Raw genomic sequence first — 17156 nt, forward strand, 5'->3', positions numbered from 1 at the left:
CCTTTTCATCTCGGGCTATGGGGTCAGACCCCGTAGTAGGCCCTGTACCAGTCGACGAAGCTGGCAACCCCCTCCTCAAGCCCGACTCCGGCTCTGTAGCCGGTGGCATCGAACAGCGCCTGGGTGTCGGCCCAGGTCGCCTGCACGTCCCCGGCCTGCATCGGCAACAGGTTTCGGATGGCTCGCTTGCCGAGCGCCGCCTCTATGGCCTCCACGAAATCCATGAGTCGTACCGGGCTGCCATGGCCGATGTTGAAGAGGCGGTAGGGGGCCGGGCTGGCGTCGGCCGCCCCCTGCCAGGTCGGGTCGCCTTGCGGGGGCCTGTCCGCGACCCGGATCACCCCCTCCACTATGTCGTCGATATGGGTGAAGTCCCGGCTGAGCTGGCCCTGGTTGTAGATGTCGATGGGCTCACCGCTCAGGATGGCGCGCACGAACTTGAACAGCGCCATGTCCGGTCGCCCCCAGGGGCCGTAGACGGTGAAGAAGCGCAAGCCCGTGGTGGGCAGCCCATAGAGGTGGGAGTAGGAGTGGGCCATCAATTCGTTGGCCTTCTTGCTCGCGGCATAGAGGGAGACGGGGTGATCCACCCCGTCCGAGGTCTTGAACGGCATCTGCTCGTTGAGGCCATAAACCGAGCTGGAGGAGGCGTAGACCAGGTGCTGCACCCCGTGATGGCGGCACCCCTCCAGCACGGTGAGGGTGCCGTTGAGGTTGCTGTCGGCGTAGGCGAAGGGGTTGTCCAGCGAATAGCGCACCCCGGCCTGGGCCCCCAGGTGGATCACCCGATCGAACCGCTCGCGGGCAAAGAGCGCCGCCATGGTTGCGCGATCGGCGAGGTCCATCCGCTCGAAGCGAAAACCGGGCAGTGGCAGCAGCAGTGCCAGCCGCGCCTCCTTCAGGCTGACCTCGTAGTAGTCGTTGAGGTTGTCCAGGCCAACCACCTGATGGCCGTCGCGGCAGAGCCGCTGCGCCACATGGAAGCCGATGAAGCCGGCGGCGCCGGTGACCAGATATTTCATTGTTGTTGCTCCTCGCGCAGCCCCGCGGCCAGGCTGTCGCCCCGGCCTATGGCGTAGTAGGTGAAGCCGCGCTGGCGCAGGCGGGCCGGGTCATAGAGGTTGCGGCCATCGATGATGACGGCCTGCTTCAGGGTCTGCCGCACCAGCTCGAAGTCCGGTGCGCGGAACTGCTGCCACTCGGTGCAGATGAGCAGGGCGTCGGCCCCCTTGAGGGCGGCCTCCTGGGTACCACACAGGGTCAGATCGTCCCGCAGGCCATAGAGGCGCTGGGCCTCGCTCATGGCCTCGGGATCGAACGCCTGCACCTTGCCACCGGCGGCCCAGATCGCCTCCATCAGCACCCGGCTCGGGGCTTCGCGCATGTCGTCGGTATTGGGCTTGAAGGCCAGCCCCCAGAGGGCGAAGGTCCGCCCTGTCAGATCGGCACCGAAGTGCTGCCGCAGGCGGGCCATGAGCTTGTGTTTCTGGCCGTCGTTGACCCGCTCCACCGCGTGGAGTAAAGGGGCATCACAGCCAATCTCGCCCGCGGTGTGGATCAGCGCCTTGACGTCCTTGGGGAAGCAGGAGCCGCCATAGCCGCAGCCGGGATAGATGAAGTGATGGCCGATGCGGGGGTCGGCGCCTATGCCCTTGCGCACGGCTTCGATGTCGGCCCCGAGCTTCTCCGCCAGGGTGGCCATCTCGTTCATGAAGGAGATCTTGGTGGCCAGCATGGCGTTGGCGGCGTACTTGGTCAGCTCGGCGCTGCGGGCGTCCATCTGTATGATGCGATCCCGATTGCGGTTGAAGGGGGCATAGAGCTCTTCGAGCAGGGAGAGGGCGTGGGCCGAGTCTGTGCCTATGATGATGCGATCCGGCCGCAGGCAGTCGGCCACCGCGGCCCCCTCCTTGAGAAACTCCGGGTTGGAGACCACCTCAAGGGGCAAGTCGACCCCGCGATCGCGCAGGATGGCGGCGATATGCTGGTGCACCCGGTTGGCGGTGCCGACCGGCACTGTGCTCTTGTTGACCACCACCTTGCCGCCCTGCATCAGCCGCCCTATGGTGCCGGCCACCGCCAGCACGTGCTGCAGATCGGCCGAGCCGTCTTCATCCGGCGGGGTGCCGACCGCGATGAAGATGAGCTCGGCGAACGCCACCCCCTCGGCCACATCCGTGGTGAAGTGCAGGCGACCGGCCTGATGGTTGGCCTGCACCAGGGGGGCGAGACCGGGCTCGAAGATGGGGATCATGCCCTCTTTGAGGCGCTCGACCTTGGCGGCGTCCACGTCCACGCAGGTTACCCTGTGGCCCATCTCGGCGAGCACGGCGGCCTGAACCAGCCCCACATAACCTATTCCGAATACGCTGACTCTCATCTGCTGTCGCTCCGCAGCCTGTGGCAAGGGGTTCATTTTAGAACGATTCCCGCCTGCTGGCAGCGAGATAGCCCGGGTTTTTCAGGCGCGCTTCAGGCTGGCTTCAGCTTGAGAGGGGGAGGTCGTGACATATTTTGGTGCAATGGTTGTAACGCGGCGCTGACGCGCACCATTTCGGCGCATTCGATCCCGTACTTGTGATCCGGGTCACTCAAAATGGACACTGTGACCATAACGAAGTCCCGACTCACGGGGCTCGCGCCCGTCACCGGGCCTCAGACACTCTTTTCACTTCGCTACTGGACATAAGGTTATGGACAACACCCCCCGTTCGGCTCATCCGCTCTATGAGGATGTGCTCGCCCTGCTGACCGCGGCAAGCTTCGTTTCCCTCGGCATCTTCCTGTTTCATCAGGTCGGTCTGCTCACCGGCGGCACTGCCGGGCTGGCGCTGCTGCTGCAGCAGGTCACTGGCCTGAGCTTCGGTCTGCTCTTCTTCGCCATGAACCTGCCCTTCTATGCCCTGGCCTGGCTCAGGATGGGGCCGCGCTTCACCCTCAACACCTTCGCCGCCGTGGCGACCGTCTCCTTCATGACGGATCACCTCAACGCCGTGCTGCAGATAGGCAAGATAGAGCCCGTCTATGCGGCCCTGATCGGCGGCACCCTGATCGGCATGGGGCTGCTCATCATGTTCCGCCACAAGGCGAGCCTGGGCGGTTTCAATATCCTGGCGCTGTTTATTCAGGACAAGTTCGGCATCCGTGCTGGCAAGCTGCAAATGGGGCTGGATTGCGCCATCGTCATCGCCTCCTTCTTCGTGGTCTCCCCCTGGCTGCTGGCGCTCTCCGTGGTGGCGGCCATCATCTGTAACCTGGTATTGACACTCAATCACAAGCCGGGCCGCTACCAGATCGCCTGAGTAGCCCTTCACTTTGCAAACAAACAGAGCGCCCAAGGGCGCTCTGTTTGTTTCTTCTCATTAGCTAATTGCACCACCATGGGTTGCTCCGTGTCGGGACGATGGCTGAACGGCTCACACCACCATGGGCTGTCCCGTCTCGGGGTGATGGATGGCTTGGACGGGGTAGTCGTGGAAAGGGAGGGCGATACGCCCGCCATCACACCACCATGGGCTGCCCCGTCTCGGGGTGGTGGATGTCTTGGACGGGGTAGTCGTGGATTGGGAGGGCGATGCGCCCGCCATCACACCACCATGGGTTGCCCCGTCTCGGGGTGGTGGATCACCTGGGCGGGATAATCGTAGAGGCGGGCGATCAGTTCGGGGGTGAGCACCTCTGCCGGGGAGCCGTCCGCCATCAGCCTGCCCTGCTCCAGCATCACCAGCCGATCGGCGTAGCGCGCCGCCAGGTTGAGGTCGTGCAGCACCACCAGCACTGCGGTGTTGCGGGCGGCCAGGGCGCGGGCCATGGTGAGCAGCTGATGCTGGTACTTGAGATCGAGGGCCGAGGTGGGCTCGTCGAGCAGCAGCAGCCGCGGCTGCTCGGGATCCGACAGCCGTCCCGGTGACGGCTCCTGCCAGATCTGGGCCAGTACCCGGGCGAACTGCACCCGCTGGCGCTCCCCTCCGGAGAGGCCGGGATAGAGGCGGCCGGCCAGGTGCTCGACCCCGGCATGGATCATGGCGGCCCGCACTATCTGGTCGCGGCGGCTGACGGGCTCGCTGTGGGGCAGCCGCCCCATGGCCACCACCTCCTCGCACAGGAAGGGGAAGCTCAAGGACGAGCTCTGGGGCAATACCCCGACTCTGTGGGCCAGGGCATCGCCGGCCCACTCTTGCCGCTTGCGACCGAACAGGGAGATGGTGCCGTCATAGGCCAGCTCGCCGGTCAGGCACTTGAGCAGCGAGCTCTTGCCCGCCCCGTTCGGGCCGAGCAGGGCGGTCAGGCTGCCCCCATGCAGGTCGAGATCCAGGCTGTCCAGGATGAGGCGATTGCCCCGGGTGAGGCTGATGCTCTGGCAAGTGAGCAGGGGGGAGGGGGATCCGGGCAAGATGGCGTTCTCCTGTTACAGCGTCCGGCGACTCTTGACCAAGAGCCAGATGAAGAAGGGGGCACCCAGCAGGGCCGTGATGATGCCCACCGGCAGCTCGGCCGGCGCCAGCAGGGTGCGGGCCAGCATGTCGGCCCCCAGCAGCAGGGCGGCGCCGAGCAGGGCCGAGAGCGGCAGCAGCCTGACGTGATTGGGGCCGGCCAGCAGCCGCACCAGGTGGGGCACCACCAGACCGACGAAGCCGATCATGCCGGCCACCGCCACCGCGACGCCGACACCGGCTGCGGTGAGCAGGATCAGGCGCCGCTTGAGGCATTGCACATTCACCCCCAGATGCCGGGCCTCACCCTCCCCCAGCAACAGGGCGTTGAGGGGGTTGGCATCGCGCATGAAGAGCCACAGCAGGGCGGCCAGGGTCGCCAGCGCCAGCCCCACATCCACCGGCTTGCCGGCGGCCAGGGAGCCCATCTGCCACAGGCTCAGGTTGCGCAGCATCTGATCGTCCGCCAGGTAGGTGAGCAGCCCTATCACGGCCCCTGACAGGGCCGTGATGGCGACGCCCGCCAGCAGCATGACGGTGACCGAGGTGCCCCCCTCACGGGTGCCCAGCAAATACACAAGCGTGGTGGTGAGCGCCCCGCCGAGGAAGGCGAGCAGGGGCAGCAGACCGAGGCCGAGCAGGCTCTGCAACTGCTGGCCGAGGGGGGCAAGCAGCACTATGGCCAGGGCGGCACCGAGCGCCGCGCCGCCGGAGACCCCTATGATGCCGGGGTCAGCCAGGGGGTTGCGAAACAGCCCCTGCATCACGGCGCCACAGAGGCCGAGAATGCCCCCCACGGCGATGCACAGCAGGGTACGTGGCAGGCGGATCTCCTGCACTATCAGCAGCTTGTGTGCCTCTATCCCGCTCTCTTTGCCGGCAAACAGGGCTTGCAGGCTCTCGGCCAAGGAGAGCGACATGGGGCCGGTGGCGAGGGAGCCGACCAGCAGCAGGGCGAGCGTGCAGCCGGTGAGCGCGAGCAGCCAGGGCAGCGGCAGACGCATCATGAACCCTGCTTGATCCACTGGGCTATCTGGTTGGCCTGCTGCAAGGATCTCAGGCTGAGCCCCCCTTGCAGGGCATGACCGTCGATGGCGTGGATGGCCCTGCTCTTGCCTGCCGGCGTGGCGGCCAGGGCCGGCACCTGGGCCAGCACGCTGTCGACGCTCTGGTATTGTTGCCAGTCACGGCCGCTCACCAGCACCAGATCCGGCTGCAGTTCGATCAGGGATTCGGTGGAGACGGGCTTGTAGTCGTGCAAGCGGGCGACCGGGTTGACGCCGCCGGCCAGGGTCACCAGGGCGCTGGCGGTGGTATTGCCACCGGCTATGCTGGTGGGCTGGCCCTTGTGCAGCAGCAGGAAGGCGACCTTGAGGGGTTTGTTCTGTTTCGCCTGGGCCGCCAGCTGGTCGCTCTGGACGGCGATCTCGGCCTTCAGCCTGGTGCCGGCGGCTTGATTGCCCAGCAAGCTGGCCAGGGCGTCGATCCGCTCGTTGAGGTTGGCCAGGGTGGGGGCCGTCGGCAGCACTGTCACCTCGACGCCAGCCCGGCGCAGCTGTTCCAGGGCCGGTGGCGGCCCCATCTCGTCGCTGCCGACCAGTCGGGTCGGGGCCAGACTCAGTATCCCTTCGGCGGCCAGGGCACGGTGGTAGCCGACTCTCGGCAGCCCCTTGGGTTCAGGGCTGCTGACGTCGGTGGCAATCAGGCTCTGCTCGCCCCCCAGGGCCATAATGAGTTCTGTGGTGGCCGGGCCTATGCTGACGATACGTTCCTGCGCGACAGCAGGCAGGGAAAGGGCTGAACAGCCGAGCAGGCTGAGTGCGAGGGCAAAACGACGGCCCATGCGAACCTCCGAAGGGTGTATGAGAGTGGGATTGCCGCCGAGAATATCAAGCCGGTGAAAAAAATGCACTGATAATGAAAGCGATTATCAATTGCGTTAAGGGGGCCGCTTTATTACAGTATCCGCCGCGAGACTGAGCACCATCGCCAGATCATCCAGGGAGAACCGATGAGCATTGCACAACGCATTCATGCGCTGCTGGAACAAGATCCCAGCGCCCATCCTTCCAGCATTGCCACCGAGCTGGCCGTCAGCGAATGGGAGGTGGTGCGCCACCTGCCCGCCGAGCTGATGACGCTGGTGCCGAGCGATCAGGCCGAGGCCCTGCTGGCGGATCTGGCCAGCTGGGGCCAGGTGACCACAATAGTGGAGTCCGACGGCTCCATCTTCGAGGTGAAGGCCCCCTTCCCCAAGGGCAAGACGGCCCGCGGTTACTATAACCTGATGGGTCGGGACGGGGAGATGCACGGCCACCTCAAGCTCGACAACGTGGTCGGCATTGCCCTGGTCAGCAAGCTGTTCATGGGCAAGGAGGGGCACTCCTTCCAGTTCTTCGGCCACAGCGGCCGCTGCATTTTCAAGATCTACCTGGGGCGTGACGAGCAGCGTCAGCTGCTGCCTGACCAGGTGGAGCGTTTCAAGGCCCTGCGCCACCAGTATCAAGAGGAAGTGAAAGCATGAGTGAACGTCAGGAGCGTCTGCAGAACCGTCTGCAACCGGAGATCCGCGAGTTTCGTGACGGTTGCCGTACCCTGCAGCTCGCGACCGTGGATGGCGAAGGCAACCCCAATGCCAGCTACGCCCCCTTCGTGCTGCAGGAGGACGGTTACTATGTGCTGATCTCCGAGATCGCCCGCCATGCCCGCAACCTGCAACAGGTGCCCAAGGTATCGCTGATGCTGATCGAGGACGAGACTGGTGCCCGCGAGCTGTTCGCCCGCAAGCGTCTGACCTTCGATGCGGTGGCCGAGGTGGTGGCGCGGGATGACGAGCGCTGGAGCCAGGCGATTGCGGCCCTGGAGGGGCGCTTCGGCGAGATCGTCAAGGGGTTGTCCAACCTCAAGGACTTCGTGCTGTTCCGCCTCAAGCCCGAGCAGGGGCTGTTCGTCAAGGGCTTCGGCCAGGCGTTCCGGGTCTCCGGCGACGAGCTGGTGGACTTCGTACACCTGGTGGAAGGCCACAAGCGCGTCGACAACGGCGCCGAGCTGACCAGCGAGACCGACGCACCGGTCTGATGCTGGACTCACGAGATGCAAAACGGGCAGCCTGGGCTGCCCGTTTTTTTTATGGGTTTGAACCGTGCTGACTCAGTCTTGCCAGGAGGCCAGATTCGGGAAGCCGAGCCGATCGGCCTGGGTGGCGGTCTCGTTGCACTCGCCCCGGATCTTCCAGGAGGTCTGGCTGAGGACTATGTAGCCACTGTGGCAATACTTGCGCTCTGCCAGGGTCTCGGTCAGCTGCTCGTCCTGCAGGGCCTCGCGGCGCTCCAGCAGGCTCTTGCTGTTGCGGCTGAGCTGGCTGTCATCGTCCTGCAACCGGCTCGGCAGCTCCTCGAACGGGGCGGCCTCGAAGGTGAAGCGCTTGCTCCCCTCTTCGTTGATATGGGTGCGAAACAGGGGCGCAGGGCCATCCGGTGCCACCCCCGGTAATCCGGAGCAGGCCGTGATCGCCGGTAACAACAGCACAAGGGCAACGGCAGACAATAGACGCACGCAAGACTCCAATCAGGTGATCACTTCAAGGCGGGCAGCTTAGCACGCCAGCGCAGGCTGAGCCGCCTCGAGCAGCTGATCCGTGGTGAGCAGGGTCACGCTTCTGCCCTCTGGCAGGCTGAGGTGCTGCCACATCCAGTTGTGGTGCTCGATGATCTGGGCCGCGCTCAGGTGGGGACGATCGGCGGTGGTGTGACCATCGTTCAACACCAGCACCTCAAAGCCATGAGCCGCGGCACTGCGTACCGTGGTATCGACGCAAAAATCGGTGTTGCTGCCACAGAGGATCAGCCTGTCGACGGCCTGCTCGGCCAACAGGAAGGCCAACTCGGTCTCGAGGAAGCTGTCGCACGCCGTCTTGCGTACCCGGCTATCCCCCTTGGCGGGTTGCAGACCCGGGTGAAGTTGCCAGCCCGGGCTACCGGGCTCCAGCTCGTCGCCTGGCAGGTCGTCATGCTGGATGTAGATGACCCGGCCATGATGCTGTCTGACATGGGCCGCGGCCCGGTTGATGTTGGCCAGTACTTGTGGTTGCTGGTGATGGGTCGCTTTCATGACCCCTTGCTGCACATCGATGATCAGTAACACATCCATATTTTACCCGCCGTATCCTGAAAGATTAGGGTTGCAGCCATTGGCTGCAGTCACGGCTGCGGGATTGATGCAGCGCCCCCATATCTTGCTTCATTTCATCGGCATTTAGCCAGCGTTCCGGCAGGGGAGAGATCTTGACCCTGATCTCGGCGCTGCGCCCGGCGGGAACCTTGTCATCCGGTTGCGATCCTGTCTCCGGCACTATGAGCGCCACCTTGAGCGCCGGGTTGCGGCTGGCGATGCGGCTCGCGATCCCGAGCCCCCCCTCCACGTGGAAGTTGCCGGCGATGTGCATGATGCGCCGGCCGGGGTGCTGTTTGAGATAATCGACCATGCTCTCGGCCATGGTGTCGTCCCAGCTGGTCTGGGCGGCGAAGCGGCGGGCGTTGCCGTCGGCGTCCCCATGGTGCATCGAGGCCATAAATTTCTGGCGGTAGGGATCATCGCTGAGCGTGAGCTCGCGGGCGAGCTGGCTGCGGCGGCTGGCCGGCAGCTTGTCGAGCCACTCGGGGCCCTCCTGGCCGACACAGCTGACCAGCGGCTTGGGGGCGTTGGCGGCGATGACGCTCAGGCGCTGCGCCTTGGCGAACTCCACCAGGGGGCGATAGTCGCTCGGGTAGTTGGGCCAGGCGTGGCCCTCGCGGATCAGCGTGGACTCACCGATGCGCCCGGCCAGATAGGCATCCAGCACGGCTTGATCGGCGCGGCTGAACTGCTCCATGGAGAGCACCAGAGCCCGACCATCGGTCCGGGATGTCTCGGCCAGACCCGCCAGCAGGTTCGCCTGCAACAGGTGCACGGCCGGGTGGGTATGCAGTTCGCCCACCAGCACTATGTCGGCGTCAGCCACCCGCTCCAGCGCCTGCGCCAGGCTGAGTGGCTGCTCGCTCTGCCCTTCGCTGAGTTGGTAGTGATAGAGGGTCCGGGGCGCCTCGCTCTGCGGCGGGGTGGCGCAGGCGGCCAGCAACAGGGGCAGGGCGAGCAGGGGCAGTCGTCGAGTCATGGCAATCTCACAGTGGACGAGGCGCTGTGCCATACGATGGCAGCATGGCGAGCAGGAAAAAAGAGGGGGCCAGTGTAAAACCTAACTGAGACAAAGTGAAATGAGAATGATTCACTTTATTATTGATCTTTATCGCGAGCTGAGTAATATGCCCACGGTTGATAATAATTCTCAATAAGGACTTTGCAGTGGCGCACAACAACACCCCCTCACTAATTGCCCTCGCCGTGGCGGCCGGCCTCGTTTCCCCGGCCTTTGCCGCAGACAAGAAAGCCGATGAAGTCATGGTCGTCAGCGGCTCCAGGATGGAGCAGAAGCTGGAAGATGTCTCAGGTCCCATCGCCGTCATCACCGCCGAACAGATCGAAGAGCAGGTCGTCAGCAACGTCGCCGACTTGTTCCGCTACGAGCCGGGTGTGAGCGTGCAGGGCGGGGCGGGGGATGCCCAGACCTTCACCATCCGTGGCATGAGCGAGAACCGGGTCAAGGTAGTGCAGGATGGAGTGCGCCAGAACGATGCCTACAAGAACGGCGGTGTGGGCCAGACCTATTTCGATACCGACATGATCAAGCAGGTCGAGGTGGCCAAGGGGCCGGCCTCCGCCGCTTACGGCTCGGATGCGCTGGGTGGCGTCATCGCCATCACCACCAAGGATGCCGGCGACTTCCTCAAGGGCAGGGACAGCTATCTGGATGCCACCACTGGCTATGCCTCCAGCAGCCACCAGAAGATGGCCGGCTTCACCGGTGCCCTGCGCACCGGCGAGTTCGAGAATCTGCTGCGCTACACCTGGCGTGATGGCGGTGTGACCCAGAACTATGACGGTGACAAGGACGAGTTCGACATTCTCAGCCAGGCCGTGCTGTTCAAGAGCAAGTGGAATGTCAGCGATGATCAGTTCCTGAAGCTGACCGTCGACTACTTCACCGAAGGGCAGGATCCGGATGCCGTCGACCTGACCAAGGTGGGCTCCATCTTCAAGCAGCCGATCACCGACAAGGAGACCGACAACCTCTCCCTGGTGCTGGATCACGGCCTCGCCCTGAACGCCCCCTGGGCGGATCGGGTGGACAGCAAGATTTACTACACCCGTACCAAGCAGACCCTGGATCAGTACGCCTCCTCCAAGTATCCGGTCAATCCGGGCAACCCCTATGTGACCAAGAACTCCCTGGATCACAACGGCTTCGAGCAGGAGAGCCTGGGAGCCCAGGTGAAGTTCAGCAAGGCGCTCGCCAACCAGCGTCTGGCCTGGGGTGTCGAGTATGAGCACACCGACAACGAGCGTACCCGCTTCAAGGGGCCGACCACTCCGGGTGACTTCGTCGGTTACAGCGAGCTGAGCTTCCCCTCCACCACCAGCGAGCGCAGCGCGCTCTGGGCCTTTGACGAGATCAAGTTTGGCGAGCGCTGGGTGCTGACCCCGGGCGCCCGTTACGACTACTACAAGATGACCCCGGACCAGGATCCCGCCTACACCGGCGAGAACATGCAGAAGATCTCCGAAGGGGAGTTCTCGCCCAAGCTGGGGCTGGTGTTCAAGGCACACGAGGCGGCCAACCTGTTCGCCCAGTACAGCCACGGCTTCAAGGCGCCCATGTATGACAATGCCTTCTCCACCCTGAACCATCAGGCCTACGGCTATCGCATCGAGCCGAACCCTAACCTCAAGCCCGAGAGCAGCGACGGCATCGATCTGGGGGTGCGCGGCAGCAGTGGCGGTTTCAGCTATGAAGTGGCGACCTTCTACAACCAGTTTGATGACTTCATCGAGCTGACGGCCGTGGGGACCGAAGGGCGCACCGCCATCTATCAGTACCAGAACCTGGACAAGGCGACCACCAAAGGGGCTGAGGTCAAGGCGGACTACTGGCTGAACGAGCTGGTGAACGTCTGGGGCAACCTGGCCTACATAGAGGGCAAGGATGGCGACGGCAACTACATCAACAGCCTGAGCCCGTTCAACGGCAGCCTGGGTGTGCGTCTGGAACAGCCGAACTGGAACATTAACACAGCACTGCGCTTTGCCGACGACATGGACAAGGTGGGCAAGGACGCCAGAGGCAACGACAACATCAAGAGCGCCGGCTGGGGCGTGGTGGATATCTACGCCCAGTTCAAGCCGATGCAGGATCTGCAGCTCAACGTCGGCGTGTTCAACCTGTTTGACAAGGAGTACGTCAGCTACGAGAGCATCACGGGTCTCTCCGCCACCACGGACACCAGCAACCAGACCGAGCCGGGCCGCAACCTGAGCGCAAGGGTCAAGTACGTGTTCTGATATTTGCCAATGACGATGATGATGAAGGGGCCCCAGGGCCCCTTCTCTGTTTCTGGCGGTATAAACCGGCCCCCAAAAGAAACCCGCCAGGGGCGGGTGTAAGGATTGCAACACTCATCAGGAAGCGGTGTTAACCAATAGACAGGGGGATGTGACAAAGGTTCAACTTTATTGATATTTATCGTTTTTATCCCCTCTTGCCCCTGGGGATCCCTGCGCCAAAATCGGTTATCATTTGTGCCCCTTGTCCCGCTGCCGAGCCCCTATGCCCGCCTTCTCCTGGTTAGCCCTGTTCTTTGGCGCCTTCTACTTCGTCTACGGCGCCTATCTGCCGTTCTGGTCCCTGTGGCTCGAGGGCAAAGGGGTGAGCGCCGAGCAGATAGGCCTGCTGCTGGGAGTCGGCATGGCCATCCGCTTTGCCGGCAACCTGATGGTGATGGGACGGGTCAAGGGGGCCGGTCAGTTGCTGCCCGTCACCCGGCTGCTCTGCCTGCTGAGCCTGCTGGCGTTTCTGGGCTTCTACCTCAGCCACAGTCTCTGGTGGCTGGTGCTGCTGACCCTGGTGGCGAACTTCATCTACCCGACCCTGATGCCCATGGGGGAGGCGCTTGCCACCCGCATGGTGGTGCAGACGCACCTCGACTATGGCAAGGTGAGGCTGTGCGGCTCCTTCGCCTTTATCGTCGCCTCCACCCTGGTCGGCGCCCTGGTGAGCAACTTCGGCAGCGACTGGGTGCTGCACACCATGGTGGCGGGACTGCTGGCCATGCTGGCGCTGAGCGTGCTGCCGCTGCGGCCGCTGCCCCAGGAGCTCAAGGGGGAGCGGGCCCGGGCCTCCCTGCTCGTCACCCTCAAGTCGGCGCCGGTGCGCCGCTTCCTGCTCATCACCGCCCTGTTGCAGGGCAGTCATGCCGCCTACTACGGCTTCAGCGCCATGTACTGGAAGGGAGCAGGCTACAGCGGCACCCTGATCGGCTACCTGTGGGCCCTGGGGGTGGTGGCGGAGATCGCCGTGTTTGCCGCGGACAAGCGCTTCTTCCACCGCTTCGGGGCCCAGACCCTGTTTCTGGTGGGGGCCGTCGGCTGCGTGGTGCGCTGGGTGTTGCTCGGCGCCTCCACCGAGCTGGCGGTGCTGGTGCTGGGTCAGCTGCTGCACGGGGTCACCTTCTGCATCAGCCACCTCGGCGCCGTGCGCTTTATGACCCGGCAACTGCCCGCCGAGCAGCAGATCCCCACCCAGGCGCTCTATGCGGCGCTCGGCCTCGGCATGACGGTGGCGGCCCTGATGGCGATCTGCGGTGTGCTGTTCGAGCCGCTCGGTGGGGGCATCTTCTTCATCATGGTGCTGGTGGTGCTGCCGGTCTTCGTCCTGCGGTTGCGCGGGGAGCATGAGGGCGCCGCCGCCTGAGCGGGCACACTTAATGACGGTTGCCCGTCGGCACGCTGAGCCGGCGTGGCGCTCAACACATCTGAACAAGGGAAGAATGTAGATGCACCAAGGATGGCTGCTGATCGGGTTGTCGCTCGCCTATCTGGGCTTGCTGTTCCTCATCGCCTACGTGGCGGACAAGAGCAAGCGCCGCCGGCTCAAGGGCCAGCCCCTGCTCTACAGCCTGTCGCTCGCCGTCTATTGCACCTCCTGGACCTTCTTCGGCACAGTGGGCCAGGCCAGCGAATCCCCCTGGTCGCCGGTGCCCATTTATCTTGGCCCCATGCTGGTGTTCCTGTTTGGCTGGCGCCTGCTGGCCCGCCTCATCCTGGTGGCCAAGCGCGAGCACATCACCTCCATCGCCGACTTCATCGCCGCCCGCTATGGCAAGTCCCAGCGCCTGGCCATGGTGATCAGCCTGATCGCCGTCATGGGGATACTTCCCTACCTGGTGCTGCAGCTCAAGGCCATAGTCACAGGGCTGGATCTGCTGATGGCCAACTCGGTGCCGGCGGGGCCCACGGGCAACACGGCCGAGCTGGCTCTCGGCGTCGCCCTGTTGCTGGCGTTGTTCAGCATACTGTTCGGCACCCGCAACCTGGATGCCACCGAGCACCATCGCGGCATGGTGGTGGCCATCGCCTTCGAATCCGTGGTCAAGCTGCTCGCCTTCATGGCGGTGGGGGGCTTCGCGCTCTGGCTCATCATCGCCAGGCCGAGCGAGGCTCGCACCCTGGTGGCCACCGACTTTCTCGATGCGGTGGTGGCGGTGTCGCCAGGCAGCCTGCTGGAGCTCGCCATCTATACCCTGGTGGCCATGTGCGCCGTCATCTGCCTGCCGCGCCAGTTCCACGTGACTGTGGTGGAGAACAATCAGGGCCAGGATCTGCACTGGGCGCGCTGGCTGTTCCCGCTCTACCTGTTCCTGATGGGGCTCTTCATCTGGCCGCTGGCGCTGGCGGGCAAGCAGTGGGTGGGGGCCGACATGGCCTCGGATACCTATGTCATCAGCCTGCCCATGTCGCTCGGCTTCGACGGCATGGCGATGCTGGCGTTTCTCGGCGGCACCTCGGCGGCCACCGGCATGGTGATCGTCTGCACCATAGCCCTGGCCATCATGGTCAGCAACGATCTGGTGCTGCCGGTGCTGCTGCGCCGCTTCTGGCAGCAGGGGCGGGACGAGCGCCTGATGCGGCTGCTGCTGCAGGTGCGCCGGGGCGCCATTTTGCTGATCCTGCTGGCGGCCTGGGTGCTCTATCTCTGGCTCGGGGATCTCACCAGCCTGTCGCGCATCGGCTACCTGTCGTTCGGCGCCGTGGCCCAGTTCGCACCGGCCCTGCTGCTCGGCCTCTACTGGCGGCACGGCAATCGCAAGGGGGTCTACCTCGGGCTGGCGCTGGGGGTCAGCCTCTGGTTCCTCACCCTGCTGGCCGAAAGCGGCCTGCTGGCGGGCTCACCCCTGGAGGCGCTGCTGGCGCCCCCCGACTGGCCCGCCTTTCGCGAGCTGAGCCTGGGGGCCTGGTGCATCTTCCTGAGCCTGTTGCTCAACCTGCTCGGCTACGTGGCGGGCTCCTTGCTGTCACGGGCGGCGGTGAGCGAGCGGCTGCAGGCCGCCAACTTCGTCGGCAAGCCGAGCCGGGACACCACGGCGCTCTACCAGGCGCGGGTCTCGGTCAAGGAGCTGGAGATGCTGGCGGCCCGCTTCGTCGGCTCGAGCCGGGTCAAGCGCGCCTTCGGTCGCTTCGCCGGCGAGCACGGCGGCACCCTGGCGCCCCAGATGCAGGCGTCGGCCGATCTGATTGCCCATACCGAGCGGTTGCTGGCCGGGGTGTTTGGCACCTCGTCCGCCCGGCTGGTGCTGGCCTCTGCCCTGCAGGGGCGCAACATGCAGCTGGAGGAGATAGCCACCATAGTGGACGAGGCCTCGGACGTGTTCCGCTTCAACCGCGGCCTGCTGCAGGGAGCCATAGAGCACATGGGGCAGGGGATCTCGGTGGTGGACAGGGAGCTCAAGCTGGTGGCCTGGAACCGGCGCTACATAGAGCTGTTCCATTATCCGCACGGGCTTATCCAGGTGGGGCGCTCCATCGAGGAGATCATCCGCTACAACGCCGAGCAGGGGCTCTGCGGTCCGGGAGACATAGAGGCCCAGGTGGCGCGCCGGGTCGCCTTCATGAAGCGGGGCAGCCCCCATGTCTCGGCGCGGGAGCGACCGGACGGCCGGGTGATCGAGATGCAGGGCAATCCCATGCCGGCGGGGGGCTTCGTGATGACCTTCACCGACATCACCCCCTTCCGGGCGGCGGAGCGGGTGCTGCGCGAAGCGAACGAGCACCTGGAGGCGCGGGTGGCCGAGCGTACCCACGAACTCTCCGAGCTCAACCGCCAGCTGCTGCTGGTCAACCAGCAGGTGGAGCGGGCTAACCACTCCAAGAGCCGCTTCCTGGCGGCGGTGAGCCACGATCTGACCCAGCCGCTCAACGCGGCCAAGCTGTTTACCTCGTCCCTGCTGGAGATGCTGCCGCAGGGGGGAGAGCAGGCGGCGGAGCAGGTCCGCATCGCCCGCCACATCGACGATGCCCTGGGGGCGACCGAGGATCTCATCACGGATCTGCTGGACATCTCGCGGCTCGAGGCGGGCAAGTTCAAGGCCAGGAAGCTCGACTTCGCCCTGAGCGACGTGCTGGGCAACCTTAAGGCGGAGTTCGGGGTGCTGGCCCAGGCGGGGGAGATCCAGTTCTCCGTGGTGGAGAACCGCCTCGCCGTCTACAGCGACGTGCGCCTGCTGCGCCGGGTGTTGCAGAACTTCCTCACCAATGCGTTTCGCTACAACCCGGGCGGGCGGGTGCTGCTCGGCTGCCGCCGACTGGGGGACAAGGTGCGTATCGAGGTGTGGGACAATGGCCCCGGCATACCGCTGGACAAGCAGGAGGCGATCTTTGACGAGTTCTCCCGCCTCGATCACTCCCGCACCGCCAGGGAGCAGGGGCTTGGCCTCGGGCTCGCCATCGCCCGCGGCATCTCCCAGGTGCTTGGCCATCAGCTCTCCCTGCGCAGCTGGCCCGGGGCGGGTTCCGTGTTTGCCATCACCCTCAACCTCGCGACCCGGCCCGTGATGCCGAGTCCGGTGGCGGCGCCCGCCGTGCGGGACAGCCAGCTGGAAGGGGTCAGGATCCTCTGTATCGACAACGAGGAGGAGATCCTCATCGCCATGGCCTCCCTGCTGGGACGCTGGGGCTGCGAGGTGCGCTGCGCCCAGAGCCTGGAGCAGGCAGAGGAGATCATAGGGGCTGGCTTCCTGCCCCGGCTGGTGCTCTCCGACTACCACCTGGATGACGGCAAGACGGGGCTGCAGGCGCTGCACATGATCCGGCTGGCCCATGGTAACGGTATAGGCGGCATCATCATCAGCGCGGATCGCAAGAGCGAGCTGCAGAACCAGATCCGCGAGCACGGATTTGGCTACGTCAGCAAGCCGGTCAAACCCCTCAAGCTGCGGGCATTGATGAACAGCCTGCTGCTGCCAATAGAGTGAGGCAGTTCACAGAATCAGTACGTGGAATGCAGATGGTGGATCTGGTTTTTAAGCAGTTTATCGCCACCAATGTCACCATATTCGTGCAACATGGCGGCAACTTGTATGAATCGCCGTCCATCGATGTCATTTCTGCCAGGTGGTGGTGCCCGAAGGCTCATCTATAGTCATTCGGCGATTATTTTTGTCGCAAATCAAGTTGTGCAAAAAGGCAAACCGGACGAAAGTCCGGGACGCAAAGCCTCCGGTCTAAGGGTCAAAGTACCTAGGATAGCGGGGTCACCACAGGTTGTATCGTCCATGGGCCAAGCCATGGTGGCGATGA

At 64.5% G+C, this 17156-nt stretch carries 14 protein-coding genes and 1 riboswitch; of the genes, 6 read left to right on the forward strand and 8 right to left on the reverse strand.

All coding sequences use genetic code 11. The annotated features are described in order from the left end of the window. Window positions 1-23: 23 nt before the first annotated feature. Together G4923_RS11420 and G4923_RS11425 are read right to left on the reverse strand one after the other, a co-directional pair. Window positions 24-1022: an NAD-dependent epimerase gene (locus G4923_RS11420; RefSeq protein WP_163137107.1), complete on the reverse strand. Its 999-nt coding sequence runs from the start codon at window positions 1020-1022 to the stop codon at window positions 24-26. Further along, window positions 1019-2380, reverse strand: a complete 1362-nt coding sequence (locus tag G4923_RS11425; protein WP_163137108.1) for a UDP-glucose dehydrogenase family protein — start codon at window positions 2378-2380, stop codon at window positions 1019-1021. Before G4923_RS11425 ends, G4923_RS11420 begins: the two co-directional genes overlap by 4 nt. Before the next feature lie 313 nt (window positions 2381-2693). On the opposite strand from G4923_RS11425, the gene G4923_RS11430 reads away from it, so the two are divergent. Beyond that, window positions 2694-3302: a YitT family protein gene (locus G4923_RS11430; protein ID WP_163137109.1), complete on the forward strand. Its 609-nt coding sequence runs from the start codon at window positions 2694-2696 to the stop codon at window positions 3300-3302. 284 nt (window positions 3303-3586) lie between these two features. Here the strand turns inward: G4923_RS11430 and G4923_RS11435 are convergent, their stop codons facing one another. The 3 genes from G4923_RS11435 to G4923_RS11445 are packed head-to-tail and all read right to left on the reverse strand — an operon-like array spanning window position 3587 to window position 6276. Then, on the reverse strand, window positions 3587-4393 hold the full coding sequence (locus G4923_RS11435) for a heme ABC transporter ATP-binding protein (protein ID WP_163137110.1): 807 nt from the start codon (window positions 4391-4393) through the stop codon (window positions 3587-3589). A 15-nt stretch (window positions 4394-4408) separates the two neighbouring features. After that, window positions 4409-5440, reverse strand: a complete 1032-nt coding sequence (locus tag G4923_RS11440; protein WP_162627414.1) for a FecCD family ABC transporter permease — start codon at window positions 5438-5440, stop codon at window positions 4409-4411. Then, window positions 5437-6276, reverse strand: coding sequence for a heme/hemin ABC transporter substrate-binding protein (locus G4923_RS11445; RefSeq protein WP_163137111.1), 840 nt, complete (start codon window positions 6274-6276; stop codon window positions 5437-5439). The genes G4923_RS11440 and G4923_RS11445 overlap by 4 nt, the downstream gene beginning before the upstream one ends. 168 nt (window positions 6277-6444) lie before the next feature. Between G4923_RS11445 and hutX the strand changes: the two genes are divergently transcribed. Then, on the forward strand, window positions 6445-6957 hold the full coding sequence (gene hutX, locus G4923_RS11450) for a heme utilization cystosolic carrier protein HutX (RefSeq protein WP_005329147.1): 513 nt from the start codon (window positions 6445-6447) through the stop codon (window positions 6955-6957). Beyond that, the gene (hutZ, locus tag G4923_RS11455) at window positions 6954-7511 is read left to right on the forward strand and encodes a heme utilization protein HutZ (RefSeq protein WP_163137112.1); all 558 of its coding nucleotides are present in this window, start codon (window positions 6954-6956) and stop codon (window positions 7509-7511) included. The genes hutX and hutZ overlap by 4 nt, the downstream gene beginning before the upstream one ends. A gap of 72 nt (window positions 7512-7583) precedes the next feature. On the opposite strand, the gene G4923_RS11460 is transcribed toward hutZ, so the two are convergent. The 3 genes from G4923_RS11460 to G4923_RS11470 are packed head-to-tail and all read right to left on the reverse strand — an operon-like array spanning window position 7584 to window position 9585. Then, complete coding sequence (locus tag G4923_RS11460; protein WP_163137113.1) at window positions 7584-7988, reverse strand: hypothetical protein; 405 nt, start codon at window positions 7986-7988, stop codon at window positions 7584-7586. Between the two features lie 39 nt (window positions 7989-8027). Beyond that, window positions 8028-8582, reverse strand: a complete 555-nt coding sequence (locus tag G4923_RS11465; RefSeq protein ID WP_163137114.1) for a cysteine hydrolase family protein — start codon at window positions 8580-8582, stop codon at window positions 8028-8030. Between the two features lie 25 nt (window positions 8583-8607). Next, complete coding sequence (locus G4923_RS11470; RefSeq protein WP_163137115.1) at window positions 8608-9585, reverse strand: ChaN family lipoprotein; 978 nt, start codon at window positions 9583-9585, stop codon at window positions 8608-8610. 188 nt (window positions 9586-9773) lie between these two features. Here G4923_RS11470 and G4923_RS11475 point away from each other — a divergent pair, with 188 nt between their 5' ends. From G4923_RS11475 to G4923_RS11485, 3 genes are all read left to right on the forward strand, one after another. Next, window positions 9774-11867 (forward strand): TonB-dependent hemoglobin/transferrin/lactoferrin family receptor, encoded by a 2094-nt coding sequence (locus G4923_RS11475; RefSeq protein ID WP_163137116.1) that lies wholly within the window; start codon window positions 9774-9776, stop codon window positions 11865-11867. Between the two features lie 265 nt (window positions 11868-12132). After that, the gene (locus tag G4923_RS11480) at window positions 12133-13275 is read left to right on the forward strand and encodes a 3-phenylpropionate MFS transporter (RefSeq protein ID WP_163137117.1); all 1143 of its coding nucleotides are present in this window, start codon (window positions 12133-12135) and stop codon (window positions 13273-13275) included. Window positions 13276-13357: 82 nt separating this feature from the next. After that, window positions 13358-16831, forward strand: coding sequence for a hybrid sensor histidine kinase/response regulator (locus G4923_RS11485; RefSeq protein ID WP_163137118.1), 3474 nt, complete (start codon window positions 13358-13360; stop codon window positions 16829-16831). 200 nt (window positions 16832-17031) lie between these two features. Continuing rightward, window positions 17032-17118, forward strand: a riboswitch (cyclic di-GMP riboswitch). Window positions 17119-17156 lie beyond the last annotated feature (38 nt).

It is taken from the genome of Aeromonas rivipollensis (assembly GCF_010974825.1).
Taxonomy (GTDB): Bacteria; Pseudomonadota; Gammaproteobacteria; order Enterobacterales; family Aeromonadaceae; genus Aeromonas; species Aeromonas rivipollensis.

Bases quoted from the DNA above. Each gene is read 5' to 3' on its own strand.
- G4923_RS11420 (WP_163137107.1), bottom strand. From the start codon at position 1,022: ATGAAATATCTGGTCACCGGCGCCGCCGGCTTCATCGGCTTCCATGTG.
- G4923_RS11425 (WP_163137108.1), bottom strand. From the start codon at position 2,380: ATGAGAGTCAGCGTATTCGGAATAGGTTATGTGGGGCTGGTTCAGGCC.
- G4923_RS11430 (WP_163137109.1), top strand. From the start codon at position 2,694: ATGGACAACACCCCCCGTTCGGCTCATCCGCTCTATGAGGATGTGCTC.
- G4923_RS11440 (WP_162627414.1), bottom strand. From the start codon at position 5,440: ATGATGCGTCTGCCGCTGCCCTGGCTGCTCGCGCTCACCGGCTGCACG.
- G4923_RS11445 (WP_163137111.1), bottom strand. From the start codon at position 6,276: ATGGGCCGTCGTTTTGCCCTCGCACTCAGCCTGCTCGGCTGTTCAGCC.
- hutX (WP_005329147.1), top strand. From the start codon at position 6,445: ATGAGCATTGCACAACGCATTCATGCGCTGCTGGAACAAGATCCCAGC.
- hutZ (WP_163137112.1), top strand. From the start codon at position 6,954: ATGAGTGAACGTCAGGAGCGTCTGCAGAACCGTCTGCAACCGGAGATC.
- G4923_RS11465 (WP_163137114.1), bottom strand. From the start codon at position 8,582: ATGGATGTGTTACTGATCATCGATGTGCAGCAAGGGGTCATGAAAGCG.
- G4923_RS11470 (WP_163137115.1), bottom strand. From the start codon at position 9,585: ATGACTCGACGACTGCCCCTGCTCGCCCTGCCCCTGTTGCTGGCCGCC.
- G4923_RS11480 (WP_163137117.1), top strand. From the start codon at position 12,133: ATGCCCGCCTTCTCCTGGTTAGCCCTGTTCTTTGGCGCCTTCTACTTC.
- G4923_RS11485 (WP_163137118.1), top strand. From the start codon at position 13,358: ATGCACCAAGGATGGCTGCTGATCGGGTTGTCGCTCGCCTATCTGGGC.